Source organism: Streptomyces sp. MAI_2237, from assembly GCF_054189285.1.
The window spans coordinates 79,610-92,859 of the sequence record NZ_JAJPGQ010000004.1 but is presented as its reverse complement, the minus strand read 5'-3'; the positions used below and the strand labels follow the sequence as shown (position 1 = coordinate 92,859).

The 13,250-nt window shown below is 68.6% G+C and carries 11 protein-coding genes, 1 tRNA gene and 3 pseudogenes; 11 read left to right on the top strand and 4 right to left on the bottom strand.

The window, feature by feature from the left end; all coding sequences use genetic code 11:
• Nucleotides 1-67: 67 nt before the first annotated feature.
• Nucleotides 68-667 (top strand): TetR/AcrR family transcriptional regulator, encoded by a 600-nt coding sequence (locus tag LN251_RS27515; RefSeq protein WP_458246881.1) that lies wholly within the window; start codon nucleotides 68-70, stop codon nucleotides 665-667.
• A 580-nt stretch (nucleotides 668-1,247) separates the two neighbouring features.
• On the opposite strand, the gene LN251_RS27510 is transcribed toward LN251_RS27515, so the two are convergent.
• Together LN251_RS27510 and tnpA are read right to left on the bottom strand one after the other, a co-directional pair.
• The gene (locus LN251_RS27510) at nucleotides 1,248-1,655 is read right to left on the bottom strand and encodes a hypothetical protein (protein ID WP_458246982.1); all 408 of its coding nucleotides are present in this window, start codon (nucleotides 1,653-1,655) and stop codon (nucleotides 1,248-1,250) included.
• Between the two features lie 220 nt (nucleotides 1,656-1,875).
• Nucleotides 1,876-2,235 (bottom strand): annotated as a pseudogene (gene tnpA / locus LN251_RS27505) (IS200/IS605 family transposase); the annotation flags it as partial.
• 38 nt (nucleotides 2,236-2,273) lie between these two features.
• Here tnpA and LN251_RS27500 point away from each other — a divergent pair.
• A pseudogene (locus LN251_RS27500) lies at nucleotides 2,274-3,487 on the top strand (RNA-guided endonuclease InsQ/TnpB family protein).
• Between the two features lie 32 nt (nucleotides 3,488-3,519).
• Here the strand turns inward: LN251_RS27500 and LN251_RS27495 are convergent.
• A complete protein-coding gene (locus tag LN251_RS27495) occupies nucleotides 3,520-3,870 on the bottom strand; it encodes a DUF6233 domain-containing protein (protein WP_458246981.1) in 351 nt (116 codons plus the stop codon).
• Between the two features lie 563 nt (nucleotides 3,871-4,433).
• Between LN251_RS27495 and LN251_RS27490 the strand changes: the two genes are divergently transcribed.
• From LN251_RS27490 to LN251_RS27470, 5 genes and pseudogenes are all read left to right on the top strand, one after another.
• Complete coding sequence (locus tag LN251_RS27490) at nucleotides 4,434-5,516, top strand: glycosyltransferase (RefSeq protein WP_458246880.1); 1,083 nt, start codon at nucleotides 4,434-4,436, stop codon at nucleotides 5,514-5,516.
• A 19-nt stretch (nucleotides 5,517-5,535) separates the two neighbouring features.
• On the top strand, nucleotides 5,536-5,706 hold the full coding sequence (locus tag LN251_RS27485; protein WP_458246879.1) for a hypothetical protein: 171 nt from the start codon (nucleotides 5,536-5,538) through the stop codon (nucleotides 5,704-5,706).
• Nucleotides 5,699-6,385, top strand: coding sequence for a class E sortase (locus tag LN251_RS27480; protein ID WP_458246878.1), 687 nt, complete (start codon nucleotides 5,699-5,701; stop codon nucleotides 6,383-6,385). Before LN251_RS27485 ends, LN251_RS27480 begins: the two co-directional genes overlap by 8 nt.
• A gap of 40 nt (nucleotides 6,386-6,425) precedes the next feature.
• Nucleotides 6,426-6,566 (top strand): annotated as a pseudogene (locus LN251_RS27475) (TetR/AcrR family transcriptional regulator); the annotation flags it as partial.
• 361 nt (nucleotides 6,567-6,927) lie between these two features.
• The gene (locus tag LN251_RS27470) at nucleotides 6,928-7,125 is read left to right on the top strand and encodes a hypothetical protein (protein ID WP_458246986.1); all 198 of its coding nucleotides are present in this window, start codon (nucleotides 6,928-6,930) and stop codon (nucleotides 7,123-7,125) included.
• Nucleotides 7,126-8,188: 1,063 nt separating this feature from the next.
• On the opposite strand, the gene LN251_RS27465 is transcribed toward LN251_RS27470, so the two are convergent.
• Nucleotides 8,189-8,932: a hypothetical protein gene (locus LN251_RS27465; RefSeq protein WP_458246877.1), complete on the bottom strand. Its 744-nt coding sequence runs from the start codon at nucleotides 8,930-8,932 to the stop codon at nucleotides 8,189-8,191.
• Nucleotides 8,933-9,199: 267 nt separating this feature from the next.
• Between LN251_RS27465 and LN251_RS27460 the strand changes: the two genes are divergently transcribed.
• The 4 genes from LN251_RS27460 to LN251_RS27445 all read left to right on the top strand — a co-directional run bounded on the left by LN251_RS27460 (nucleotide 9,200) and on the right by LN251_RS27445 (nucleotide 13,190).
• Nucleotides 9,200-10,324, top strand: coding sequence for a S8 family peptidase (locus LN251_RS27460; RefSeq protein ID WP_458246876.1), 1,125 nt, complete (start codon nucleotides 9,200-9,202; stop codon nucleotides 10,322-10,324).
• Between the two features lie 592 nt (nucleotides 10,325-10,916).
• Nucleotides 10,917-11,007: transfer RNA gene (locus tag LN251_RS27455), tRNA-Arg, on the top strand.
• 88 nt (nucleotides 11,008-11,095) lie between these two features.
• Complete coding sequence (locus LN251_RS27450) at nucleotides 11,096-12,034, top strand: diacylglycerol/lipid kinase family protein (protein ID WP_458246875.1); 939 nt, start codon at nucleotides 11,096-11,098, stop codon at nucleotides 12,032-12,034.
• 40 nt (nucleotides 12,035-12,074) lie between these two features.
• Complete coding sequence (locus LN251_RS27445) at nucleotides 12,075-13,190, top strand: ferritin-like domain-containing protein (RefSeq protein ID WP_458246874.1); 1,116 nt, start codon at nucleotides 12,075-12,077, stop codon at nucleotides 13,188-13,190.
• The last annotated feature ends 60 nt before the right edge of the window (nucleotides 13,191-13,250 follow it).

Below are 13,250 nucleotides of genomic sequence, written 5' to 3'. Positions count from 1 at the left end.
TAATCCCATACGATGGCGAAGCCGGCGGAGGGCAGGCGACCCTTCCCGCGCACAAAGGAGCGAGCGCGTGGCGCGTTACGGGAAAGAACACAAACAGGCGACCCGGCAGCGGATCATCGAGACCGCCGGCCGCCGGTTCAAGAAGGACGGTATCGACGGCTCGGGCATCTCAACGCTGATGGCGGACGCCGGACTGACCAACGGCGCCTTCTACGCCCACTTCGCATCCAAGGACGACCTCGTGGCCGCCGCGGTCGCAGACCAGTTGCGCACGCAGTACGCGAACGTCATCGAGCAGGCGGCCCCCGGGATCGACGGAATCGAGCAGATCGTACGGTGGTATCTGTCGCCCCAGCACCGCGACAGTCCCGACGACGGCTGCCCCTCCGCCGCACTCCTCGACGAGGTAGGGCGCTGCGCGGACGAGACCAAGCAGGCGTACACCGACGGCGTGCTCGCCGTCATCGACGGTATCGCCGCTCGCCTGGCGCCCACCGATCCGCGCTCGGTGCGCACGAAGACCCTCAGCGTCTACGCCATGATGGTCGGGACGCTGCAGCTCTCCCGCGCCCTGGCCGACCGGCGACTCTCCGACGAGCTCCTCGAAGAGGGCATCCGCAACGCCCTCACTCTGCTCAGCGCACAACCACCGGCTACTGGCGGCTGAAGGTGCTGTTCGACGGGGACGAGGTGCCCTCCTATCACTGCCCGGTGCTCTCCCGGGAAGGTGCCGTCTGCCGAGCATCCACCCGCTGGCTGGGGATAACCGTGGCCGGGTGGAGGTCGAGCCGGTGGCTCATGTCCAGCTCGAGGCGGCCGTAGGGTTGACGTGGGTCCAACGGGGACAGCTCGCGGCGGTCGGCTTCGCCGAGGCGCTCTACCCACTTCAGGCGAAGCTGTCTCCGAGGCCGGCCAGGGTGATCGTCACAGTGGCCCAGGCCTCGTCGCTGCAGCCGCGTGCGGCTGCCCAGCGTGCTCCGGCAGCTTGATCAGGGCCACGAGCAGCAAACGCTACGAGAGTGGCCAGCATGTCCGGATCCTGGGCGGCCGGGTCCTCCCGCACCTGCCCAAATGGCGTCGACCGTCTGGCCGGGGCGGCAGTGCAACTCTCGTTTCGGAGACGCTGAAGAGGTCTCAACGAAGGCGTAGAACGTGGCGGTGGTGATGCGGCGCGTGCGAGTCCGGCCCGCCTGCTGGCGCACAACGGCGACACGCTGCCCAGACGGTGCGGCCGCACAGCCGGGTGATCAGACGGTCGCCGTCGACGAAGCTAACTTCCTCTGCGACGCTCCTGCTGCACTCCTGCGGAGCGATGATGCCGGCCTGGCCGAGCAGGACCAGCGTCGGGCAGTGAGGGTTGTCCACTCGTCCCAGTAGGAACGCTGGGTGTTCTCGGTCAGGGAGTCGACCATCACGTCGCGGTCGAAGCGCGGCCACCATGCGCCGCCCCGTTCCTCGAGTCCGGCGGCCCAGCCCTCACCGACCGGGCCACCGCCAAGGAACGCTGCCGCGGCCTCTAGCGACGGGAAGGGGACCGGCCATGCACCGAGCCATCGGCCGACCTCAGCAGGAACATCCGGATCTGCCCGTCCCGGCCCGGCTTCCACAAGGACGAGCCCGCGCACGAGGTCGGGATGCCCGGCGGCGGTCAGCATCGCGGTATGACCGCCCAGCGACTGGCCGATCAGGACGGCCTGGCGGAGGTCCAGTTGCTCCGGGCCGGCATGACGATGCGGGAGCTGGAGCGCAAGTACAACCCGGGCTCGTGCCGAAGCCCCTGCCATGGCCGGGTGACCATCTCTGATCTTGCGTGGGTATCCCCGGCTTCAGCCGGGGAGGGAAACGCATCCTGAGACTGCTCTGACGTGCATTCTGGAGCGGACGTTTTTGCTGCTCGATGTACTGACGGATCACGGTGCGCGGTGCACCGCCGCACGAGGCTGCGACGTAGGAACGGGGCCAGAACACTGACCCCGTGCCGATGCGGTTGATGCGGCCGGTGTACTCGGCCCGCAGGTATCGGGAGCTGACGCCCTTGAGAGTGTTGATCAGCTTGGACAGGGCGATCTCCGGCGGGTAATGGATCAGCAGAGGTATGTAATCCTTCAGCTCCGCCTTGAAGCTGCCGCACACCTCGCGCATGATCTCTGCGCAGCGCTCCGGCATCGTGTCGTCGAAGGCGCCACGTCGGTACGGATGTTGGGGTTTGGTACCCAGCGCGCTGACATACGCCAGTAGGGTCTTGGAGGCTGATCGGGAAGGGGGTGGGTCGGTTGATCCGTGCGTACAAGTTCCTCATGCGGCCCACCGTGGGCCAGCAAGCCGCGCTCGGCGAGATGCTGCGCGAGCACTGCTCGCTCTACAACGGCGCCTTGCAGGAACGCCGTGACGCCTACCGGCACGCCTCGAAGTCCTCGATCAAGTACGGGCAGCAGTCCGCGCAGCTCAAGGACATCCGGGCCTTCGACCCGGAGCGCCAGGGCCGGTGGTCGTTCTCGTCGCAGCAGGCGACCTTGCGCCGCCTGGACAAGGCGTTCGCCGCGTTCTTCCGCCGCGTGAAGTGCGGGGACAAGCCGGGGTATCCCCGATTGAGGGGCGTGAACTGGTTCGACACGGTGGACTTCCCGAAAGACGGGGACGGCTGCCGCTGGGACTCCACCCCGCACGATCCCGTCACCCGCGTCCGCTTCCAGGGCGTCGGGCACGTCAAGGTCAACCAGCACCGGCCCGTGGTCGGCACGGTCAAGACCGTGTCCGTCAAGCGCGAAGGCAAGCGCTGGTATGTCGTCCTGACCGCTGAGCAGGCCCAGCCCGAACCGTTCCCCGCGACAGGGTCCGTGGTCGGCATCGACATGGGTATCGCCTCGTTCCTCACCACCTCCGACGGTGAGCACGTCGAGAACCCACGCCATGCTTCGAAGGCAGCCGCCAAGCTCGAACCTGCACAGCACAGGCTCAGCCGGTTCGGGCGCGTGCGCCGGGACAAGCGGACGGCGAATCATCAGCGGGCCGTGCAGCGGGTCGCCGACCTTCACCGCAAGGTGCGCCGCCAGCGCCTGGACCACGCCCACAAGATTGCGCTCGGTCTGGTCCGGGACCACGACCTGATAGCGCACGAGGATCTGAAGATCCGAAACATGGTCAGGGCCCCCGTGCCGAAGCCGGACCCCGAGACGCCGGGCAGCTTCCTGCCCAACGGGTCCGCCGCGAAGGCCGGACTCAACCACTCGATCTCAGATGCCGGATGGGGGTGTTCCTGACGATCCTGCACGCCAAGGCTGAAAGCGCCGGACGAACGGTGATCGCCGTGGACCCCCGCAACACCTCCCGGACCTGCCCCGAATGCGGGCACGTCAGCGCGGAGAACCGGCCCACGCAGGAGACGTTCCACTGCGTTGGCTGCGGCCACCTGGCGCACGCCGACACGGTGGGCGCCCTGAACGTTCTACGGGCCGGGCTGGTCCGTCGCAACGCCAACCTGGCATAGCGAGAAGCCCCCACCTTTAGGTGGGGGAGGAGTCACCCTGCCGAGGTGCCAGACCGGTCCGCACCTGAGTTTCGAGCACCACCCCGCACCGTCACTCCTTCCATACGACGAGCAAGGCCGGTCCAGGTGACGTCATTTCTCGTGGTGCGGCCGGAGGCGCAGCGAGTCGCCCGTACGGGAGGATCGCGGGCGAGATAGTACGACTGTTCGAGACGTGCGACGGCGGCGCGGCTCGTCGGTAAGCCGATGTCCAGCCGGGCCTCGGGCCAGCAGTGACTGCACGCGCGCAGGCCGTCGGTGAGCAGGCGGCGGGCTTCGTCGCGGTCGACGGGGCGGCGCCGCTTGCCTACGGCGAGATGGCCGCCCGCGCATCCCGCGGTCACCACCTGTCCGAGTCAGGGATCAGTGCGGCCCTGCGCGGCCGCAATCTACCCAGCCGCGACTACTACCTCACCCTGCTCCGTGTCCTGCCGGGCTGGGACACCAACAAGATCGCCTTCCTGAGCCACCCGGAGATGCCCCAGTGGCGCGTTGCTGCCCAGCCGGGGCAAGCCTGCAGGCCGGAAGGTACGACACCAGCCGTCTGGCTGGGCTGTGGGGAACGTCCATCTGGTCACCGGGCCGTAGGAGTCCGAGGGAGGTGTATCCGGCGCCCGGGACCGAGTCGAGGGAGGTGTATCCGGCGCCCGGGGCTGAGCGTAGGTGCACGGTGGTGGCTTCGTATCCGCAGCCGGAGGCGGTAGCCGGCGCCCGACGGCCGGCGGTAGTGGGCGGCTGCTCGCCGGTCACAGGGCCAGCACTGCGGCCGCCGCTGGCTGGCCGGCGCCGAGGCCCAGCGTCAGCGTAGCCGTCGCCTTCTTGATCCCCTAAATCGCAAGTTGCGCATATACGCGTACAACGTAAACTTACAAAAGAAGAAGCGAGGTCCCCGGCCGCGGAGTACGCCATGAACGAGACGTCCGCCCAAGAAGCTCCCCGCGTGGTCGTGCTGGTTCCGGCCTACCGGGAGGTGGACTCGCTTCCCCAGGTGCTGCAGGCGCTGCAACGGCAGACGTACCGCGCCGAGCGCATCATCGTGACGCTCGATCCGCACAAGGAACCCGGGCGGACAACGGAGCTTGAGCGGATCGCCCTCACGGCCGGGGCCGAGGTCTGGCACTCGGTAGACAACCGGCACAAGAAGGCCGGCAACCTCAACGGGGCACTCGACCGGCTGCTGCCGCTGCTCTCTGACGAGGATGCGGTCCTCATCCAGGACGCCGACACCTACCTCGATCCGCACTTCATCGAAGTGACCTGCCGGAAGATGGTCCAGGGCTACGGTGCCGTCGGCGGGAACTTCCGGGGACGGCCCGGCGGCTGGCTGTGCGGGGCCTTCCAGCGCAACGAATTCGCCCGGTACGCCCGGGACACCGCCCGCAAACGGGGCAAAGTGCTGTGCCTGACGGGTACTGCGTGCCTGTTTCGGGTCGGAGCCCTCAAGGACGTGCTCAGGGCTCGCAGGACAGGTCGGGTGCCCTCTGCCGGCGGGGTGTACGACACCAAGGCGCTTACTGAGGACAACGAACTCACCCTGGCACTCAAGCACCTGCGCTACCGCATCGTGGCACCCTCCCGCGCGACCATGACCACCGAAGTCATGGAGACGTGGAGATCCCTGGCCAGGCAGCGGCTGCGCTGGAAGCGGGGCGCGCTGGAAAATCTGATCGACTACGGCCTCACTCGCCACACCGCAGAAGGCTGGGTCCGCCAGATCGTCGCCTTCCTCGGGGCGTCAGTGTCAACCGTCTATGTGGGCTCCCTCATCTGGTTCCTCGCCATGGGCGCCGGGATACGGATCGCCCCGTTCTGGATCGCCTTCAGCGGGTTCTACGCCATCGAGCGTGCGATCACCGTCAAATCCAGGGGCTGGCGGGCGTCAATAGCCTCGGTGCTGGTCATTCCCGAGTGGTTCTACGACCTGTTTCTCCAGGGGGTCCACATCCGTGCGCTCGTGGACACTGCGCTGCGCCGGGACCGCAGTTGGTAACTACAGAAAGGGAAGAGCAATGGCGAACTACATAGGCGCCGGCACCACGGCCGCTGGGGTGGGAGGGGCAGGCCTGCTGCCGACCACCGGAGGCCCCGGCAGCGTCTGGTTCTGGATCGTCGCATTCGTTCTCGTCTCGGCGGGATGCGCCGCCCTGCGGCTGGTCCCCCGCAAGACCGACGATGGCTGACACCACGCCGGGGCGGGGCCACGGCCCCCGCCCCACCGGAGACCCGAGAGCCTCCACGAGACTACTGATCCGCCTGCTGGGCGTCGGCCTCATCCTCACGGGCCTAGTCCTCGGGGGCCTGGCACTCCTGCGGGACAAGCAAGCCGACGGCGCATACCACCACACGCAGCAGTCGCTCCGGCACCAACTCGGGCAGCCGCCCTCCGCCGCGCCGGCGGACCGGCCGCATCAGCCCACCCCACGCGTCGGAGAGGCGTTCGCGGTGCTGCGCGTGCCCCGCTTCGGCCCGGGCTTCGCCCCGGTGGTCGTCGAGGGCGTTTCTCCCGGGGACCTGCGCAAGGGCCCCGGACACTTCCCGGGAACCGCCGGCCCGGGGCAGAAGGGGAATTTCGCCGTCGCGGGCCACCGGACCGGATGGGGGCAGCCTTTCTACCGTCTTCCTGACCTGCGTAAAGGGGACACGCTGGGGGTCGAGCGGGACGGGAGGACGTACACCTACCGGGTCACCCGGACCAAGGTAGTCGAGCCGTCCGACGTCGGCGTCGTCGCTCCTGTGCCGGGTCGGCCGCAGGCCCGGCCCGACAAGGCACGCATCACCCTGATCACCTGCACGGACCGTGGCTGGGACGGGACCTACGTCCACCGGTTCGTCGTCTGGGGCGAACTCGACACACCCTGACCCCGGATATGGCGCCCGCCGCTGAGCGAGGAGGCAGGTGATGACACACGGTCCGCAAACGGGCGACACCGCGGACGGCCCTCAGGGCCGTCTGAGCCGCGAACGGGTGCTCACCGCGGCTTTGGACCTGGTCGACCGGGAAGGGCTGGCGGCGCTGACCATGCGCCGCCTGGGCGCCGAACTCGGCGTGGAAGCAATGTCGTTGTACCACTACGCGCCCGGCAAGAACGCGCTGCTGGACGGCGTGGTGGAGGCCCTCTACGTGGAATTGGAGGATCATCTCGCGGCCGGGCGGCCTGCGGCCGGCTCCGGTCCAGCGTGGCGGGCCGAACTGCACCGGATTGCGCTCGCCACCTACCAGGTGTGCCTCGACCATCCCGAGGGGACGCTGCTCATCTTCAGCCGCATGACAAGAGTGCCGCTGGCCCGAAGGCCTCCGCCCATTCTCAGGGATCACGAGCGTGTGCTCGCCCTGCTTCGGGAGGCCGGATATGGCCCGGCGCACTCCGCCCGAATCTGGCGCGCCTTCACGGGCCTGGGTCTTGGGATACGTGTCGGTGGAACTGCGGGCCATGGTGGACAACCCCAACGAACCAGACCCAGCATTCCGGCTCGGTCTTTACCGCATCCCCTTCCAGGAGCTGTCCACGCTCCGCACGACTGCCCCTGCCCTGGCGGAACCGGGTGGCCCCGACGCTCTGGCCACCGGACTGGACGCGCTGCTGGACCGCTTCCTGTAGTGCCTCATGTGCCTGGTGCAGGGCCTGTGCTGCTGCTTCAAGCGACTCATTCTCCAGCTCGGGCCTCGTCCGCACCTCGGCGAACGTCCCGGTACGCCGGGTGTAACTCCGATCATGGAAGACGGCAAAACGCTGGTGGCCCGCTGCGCTGGCGGCCCGCGGGGGTTGCTCGAAGGAGCTGCGGGAAGAGCTGACGTGGACGAGGTCGTCCCCACGCCCGCGGGATTGCTCCATGCTCGCGGACGAGGCGTACCGGAGGGCCGAACATGCGGGTGGGGCCCGTATCGAGTGCGCTCGACGCGGGCCCCGCGCAGCACTGCAGCTGACGCCTAATCAAGGCTGCCGTTCCTGGCTCAGCTTCTCCGTCCTGCGGGGAAGTCTCCGGCGCTGGTGAGGATCCACGTCGCCTACCGGTCGCGCGGGGTCCATCGCCGGGGAAAGGGGAATCCAGGCCGCTACGCATGCTTACGGCACCGCTGCGCACCTCTCAGTTCCCGGCATGCCGGCAGGAGAACTCGCTTCGCTTCTCCTGGCCAGCGACTTCTCGACCGGAGTCCCGCTGGGAAACGGCATCGTGCACGGAGACCGGGCACGATGATCGTATGGTCGCAAGCCACGGACGAACACGAAAGGTCCCTGATCGGTTGCACCGGCCCCCGGCGGGGGCCAAGGACCTCTGCATTCAGGGGGCCTTGACTGCGTCGCCTGGTCGACGAGCCCGTCGTCCACTCGAACGACCTGGCCACCCCGCAGCGTGACTTTGCCGGTGACCGCGCCGACGACCTGATCAACGCCGTGCGCCCTGGCCCTGGACACTCGCGTGGCGGTGCGCGCCGAAGGCGCTGCCGTGATCGACGAAGAGCTCTCCGACATGGAGTTCCCCAAGTCCACTGCCGCCTCCTTCGCAGGGCCGGCGTGGGCCGATCAGATGTGCGCTGCACAGGGCAGTCGCTCGGCGGGCTGAGTGCGAGAGACGAAGCTGCGGTGCGGGTGGTGGAACTGCACCTTGGCGGAACACCGCCGCGCTCCCCGGCCGCCCGCGCCAGACATGGCACGTTACTCCTCAGTCGCTGGTCTGCAGCTCGATGGGCCGGCCGGTCACGTGCGTCGTCTGCGGCGTGGCCAGCAGCTTGTTCAGCCCAAGGGTCAATCGCACGACGAACACGCTCAGTAGAAGGGCCAGGACTATGCGGACCAGGCTGTAGCCGGCGTCGACGTCCGCTGCGGTCTCGTAATCGCCGGGCGTTTGGAGGTCGGAGTTGACCACGAACGAGACGTAGAGCGCGGCGAAAACCGACAGGAACCACGCGCCGTAGATCCAGACGACTCCGCGGCCGCCGGGCAGGGCCCGCAGCCATCCCAGCCCGATGTCGCTGCGTGTCATGGCGTTCGCGTGGCCGGCACGCACCCACCGCTGGTAGGCATACAGAACGGCCATGAAAGCGACGAAGCGCAACATGTTCGTGGTGTTGATCGTCTGGAGTGCGCTGTGCAGAGCCTGCTGGTCAAAGCTGCGGTGAGCAGCGGCCAAGGCCCATTGATGGGCCCGCGTACGCTCGGCGAAAAATCGAACCGTTTCGCTGACGATCGCAACGGTGGCTGCAGCCAGCACCACAAGCAGTGGGCCCGACAGCGAGACCCGCCCGGGGCTCACCTTGGACTGGACCAGCAACGCCGCCTTGTCGTTGCGCCCGCGACGCTGAGGCGGCTTCGCCGCGTCGCTCCTGTGCTGGCACTCCGGACACAGTCCTTTGATCCCGTCGAAAGCAACTCCCTGCTGACGACAAATCCGGCACGTCAATAGCATCCCGCGCCCCCTCCATGCTTGATCACGGTCGAATTGAGCGCCGCATCCTATCGGGGTCCTTCACGAAGACGTTGAGACCCCTCGCACAGTGAAGATCGAAGATGAGCGGAGACCCCTCGCGCCGAACGACCATGCCGATCAGCACAGGTGCCAATGTGGCTGTGAGTGATGATGTCACCGACCCCCCGCACGCCCGCTGGAACCGCCCGCACTCTGCGACCGTCTTGTGCGCTGACTGTGAGCGAAGCGGGGATTCGGGGGGACGTTGTGACGCGGAACGTTGCGAAGGCCGGTCTCATGGCGGTGGCCATGCTGACGGTGCTCGGGGCCTCGGCCTGTGGCGGGGAGGCCGGCGCGGTGGCCGCAGGCAGCGGCAGGAAGCTCCCCGCTCACGGTCGGGGCGAGTCCTGGGCGCCTTCCGAGGACGGGTCGTCGTCCGGCTCGGCGCTGACGGCTGCCGGCAGCGTGGGGACGTTGTCCGGGGTCGCGCAGACCGGGGCGTCGCCCATCACCCGGCACGTGCCGTGGAACCTCGACATTTTGGACCAGCGGTCGAGGCCGCTGAACGGGAAGTTCACCACCACCGCCACGGGCAAGGGCGTTCACGTCTACGTGATCGACACCGGGATGGACATCGCCCACAAGGAGTTCGGCGGACGCGCCCACCTCGGCGCCGATTTCGTGGGCCCGAAGGACTCCGGTGACTGCTTCAGCGAAGGTGGGATGGGCCATGGCACGTTCGTCGCGGGCATCATCGGCGGGGCGAAGTACGGAGTGGCGCCCAAGGCGGAACTCGTACGAGTCCAGGGCATCTTGTGCGAGAGCGAGGGCGGCGGCTCACCGGCCGTGGCCGAAGCGGCCGTGGTGAAGTCGGTCAAGTGGGTCACCGCGCATGCCCAGAAGCCTGCGGTGGTGAACATGTCGCTCAACTTCGACCACCGGTCAACGGCCCTTGAGTCCGCCGTCAAGAAGATGGTCGACGCGGGGATTCCGACGGTAGTCTCGGCCGGCAATTTCCATGACGACGCCTGCAAGCACTCCCCGGCCGGCGTCCCCGGCACGATCGTGGTGGCGGCGTCCACTTCGAACGACCGCGCGTGGCGCGACAGCGGCTCCTACGGATCGGGCTACGGACGGTGCGTGGACCTGTACGCCCCCGGCCAGAAGGTTACCGCCGCCCTCGCCGGCGGCGGTACGACCACGGAGAACGACGGTGCGACGTCCTGGGCGGCGCCGCACGCGACCGGCGTGATCGCGCTGTACCTGTCAGCACACCCCCACGCCACGGCCAACGAGGTCCACGTCTGGCTCGACCACACAGCCACCCGCGGTGTCCTGCGCGGGGTCCCTTCCGACACTCCCAATCGGCTGCTCAACACCGGTGGCCTGTGACCTGCCCGAGCCGACCCGGTCGTACGGTCACCAACCGTTTCCCTTCCGCCGTTCGACAGCCGCGACATCGAGGGCGAGGGCGTCCGCGTGACTGCGGTCGGGCACGCGGCGATACCCACGACACTGAGCACCGCCGCGACCACGGCCGCGGGCCGGCTCCCGGCTGCCGGGGTCTGCCAGGTCAGTGCCTCGCCCGCGGCACCCGTGCCGCAGAAGACCACCGCGCCGAGCGTCCGCCCCAGCGGCAGGAACCATACGCGCGCAGCGCCGAGCACCACCGCTGTCCCTGAGGCCAGACCCAGCAGACCGGCCGTGTCACGTAAAACACCGTCCGCAGGGCAATCGCGGACGCGCACCGCCGAAGTACCAGCGGGCGCCGAAGGACTCGATCGTGGACGCGGTCGAGCAGTGGCCGAGATGCCGGCGAGGTGATCGCTGAGCGGATCGGCTGGGATTGCGGCTTGATGGTGCTCAAGAACTGACCGGGCGGAGGTGGACATCAAGTGAGCCGGGCAGCCCGCTGAGACCGCCGTCTCAGCGGGCTGCAAGTGGGGACTGCCATGGTCTTGCTGTCGGCCGGAAGGGCCGGCGAGGAGAGATTCCCATAGCGGCCCAATGGGGGCCGGAGTTCGTCTCCGGCCAGGGGTTCACGCCCCACGCAGGTTCGAATCCTGCTCTCTCCGCCCAGCAGCGCAATGCCCGCCGGCACCGGACGGCTCCCGATGCCGCAACGCCCGTTCGGCCATCCCTGACTCGGACAAGGAAGCAAGCATGAGCCACTGGGCAGGCACCGCAGTGATCGTGGCGAACGACAGGGCAGGTGGCGCGGGGGCAATGGCCGTCGCCGACATCGCCGCCGCGTGCCGCGCACTGGTCGCCGACGTGAGCGTGGTCCGCACCGCCTATCCCGGGCACGCCCGCACGCTCGCCGCGAAGGCCGCACAGGACGGCGTCGACGCCGTGATCGCGGTCGGCGGTGACGGCACCGCAAGTGAAGTGGCGCACGGACTCCTGACCGCCACCGGGGCTGAGCCGCGACCCGGCGGCCCGGCCCTGTTGTGCATTCCGGCCGGCACCGGCAACTCCTTCTACAAGGAGGTGTGGAAGGACCGCTCCTGGCACGAGTCGCTCGCCCTGGCCTTCGGCCCCGACCGGCCCCCCGTGCGGCTGCTGGACACCGCACGCATCGAGGAGACCCAGGAGACCGTCCTGCTCGGTGCCTGCTCCGGCCTCGTCGCCGAGGCCCTGGAGGCGGCGGCCGGCCTCACCCGGCTCACCGGCCGCGCCCGTTACCAGGAGGCGGTGGCCCGCACGCTCAAGGACTTCGCGCCGCACCCCGCACGCGTCGCCGTGGACGGCGAGGTCATCCATGACGGCGGAGTGATCCTGGCCAACGTCGGCGGAGGACGCTACCGGGGCGGCGGCTTTCTCGTGCTGCCCCACTCCGTACTGGACGACGGCCTGCTCGACGTCTGCGTGGTCACCAGCGCCCTCGACCCCGCGGCGCTGCCCGGGCTGACCCGCGAGGGCCGTCACGTCGAGCGGCCCGAGGTGCTCTACCGGCGTGGCCGCCGCATCGAGATCGAACGCACCGACGGCGCTGCGCTGACCTTCGAGCGGGACGGCGAGGTTCTGCGCGGACGGACGCGCTACGTCCTCGACGTCGTCCCGGCGGCGCTGCCGGTCCTCTGCCCGCCCGGGCCTTCCTGACCGCACCGTCACCGTCGACACCACGTAAAGGGGACTGCTCATGAGCGGTACCGCCGGCATCCCGCACACGGACACCAGCACGTCCTGGTCGTTCCCGATGCAGGGGCGGAACACGTTCACCTGGGAGTACGACACGGATCGGGAGCGATTGCTGAGCCTGTATCAGAAGGGCAAGGACAAGCAGTGGGACAGCACGAAGCGGATCGACTGGTCCCTGGAGGTGGATCCGTACGACGTGCTCGGCACCCCTGAGAACACCCTCGCGCTGTACGGCTCGCGGCAGTACGCACGGCTCGACGCCCGTCAGCGGCAGGAGCTTCGCCAGCACATGGCCGCCTGGGAGTTCAGCCAGTTCCTGCACGGCGAGCAGGGGGCGATGATCTGCTCCGCACGGATCGTCGAGTCGGTGCCGGACATCGACTCCAAGTTCTACGCGGCGACCCAGGTCATGGACGAGGCACGGCACGCGGAGCTGTTCACGCGCTTCGTCCACGACAAGATCGGGATGAGCTATCCCATCAGCCCGCACCTGAAGACCCTGCTGGGGCAGGCACTCAACGACTCCCGCTGGGACATGCCCTACCTCGGGATGCAGGTCCTCATCGAAGGTCTCGCGCTCGCGGCGTTCGGCATTCTCCGCGACAAGACCGACAAGCCGCTGCCGAAGCAGATCCTGTCCTACATCATGCAGGACGAGGCACGGCACGTGGCCTTCGGACGGCTCGCGCTGCGGGACTACTACAAGGAACTGACCAGCCGGGAGATCGCCGACCGCGAGGACTTCGTCGTCGAGGGCTGCTACCTGATGCGTGACCGGCTGCGCATGCAGGAGGTCTGGGAGACGCTCGGCTTCGACATGAAGGAGTGCATGGAGTACATGAACCGGGGCCCGCGCATGCAGGCCTTCCGCTCACGGCTCTTCACCCGGATCGTGCCCTGCGTCAAGGACATCGGGCTGTGGGGTCCCAAGGTCCAGCAGGCCTACGCCGACATGGGCGTCCTTGAGATGGCGGACCGTGACCTGCTCAAGCTCATGGAGGCCGACGAGGCCCAGGCCGAGGCGCTGGACACCGAGCGCCGCGAGCTTCAGGCGCGTACCCGCGAGGTCGACGACGCGATCGCCGAGGGACGGCTGGACACGGCCGGCGACGGTTGAGCACCCGAGGCGACGACGGCTGGGCCGGACCCGATCGGGTCCGGCCCAGCCGCATGGGGT

Bases quoted from the DNA above. Each gene is read 5' to 3' on its own strand.
- LN251_RS27510 (WP_458246982.1), bottom strand. From the start codon at position 1,655: ATGCTGACCGCCGCCGGGCATCCCGACCTCGTGCGCGGGCTCGTCCTT.
- LN251_RS27490 (WP_458246880.1), top strand. From the start codon at position 4,434: ATGAACGAGACGTCCGCCCAAGAAGCTCCCCGCGTGGTCGTGCTGGTT.
- LN251_RS27485 (WP_458246879.1), top strand. From the start codon at position 5,536: ATGGCGAACTACATAGGCGCCGGCACCACGGCCGCTGGGGTGGGAGGG.
- LN251_RS27480 (WP_458246878.1), top strand. From the start codon at position 5,699: ATGGCTGACACCACGCCGGGGCGGGGCCACGGCCCCCGCCCCACCGGA.
- LN251_RS27465 (WP_458246877.1), bottom strand. From the start codon at position 8,932: ATGCTATTGACGTGCCGGATTTGTCGTCAGCAGGGAGTTGCTTTCGAC.
- LN251_RS27450 (WP_458246875.1), top strand. From the start codon at position 11,096: ATGAGCCACTGGGCAGGCACCGCAGTGATCGTGGCGAACGACAGGGCA.
- LN251_RS27445 (WP_458246874.1), top strand. From the start codon at position 12,075: ATGAGCGGTACCGCCGGCATCCCGCACACGGACACCAGCACGTCCTGG.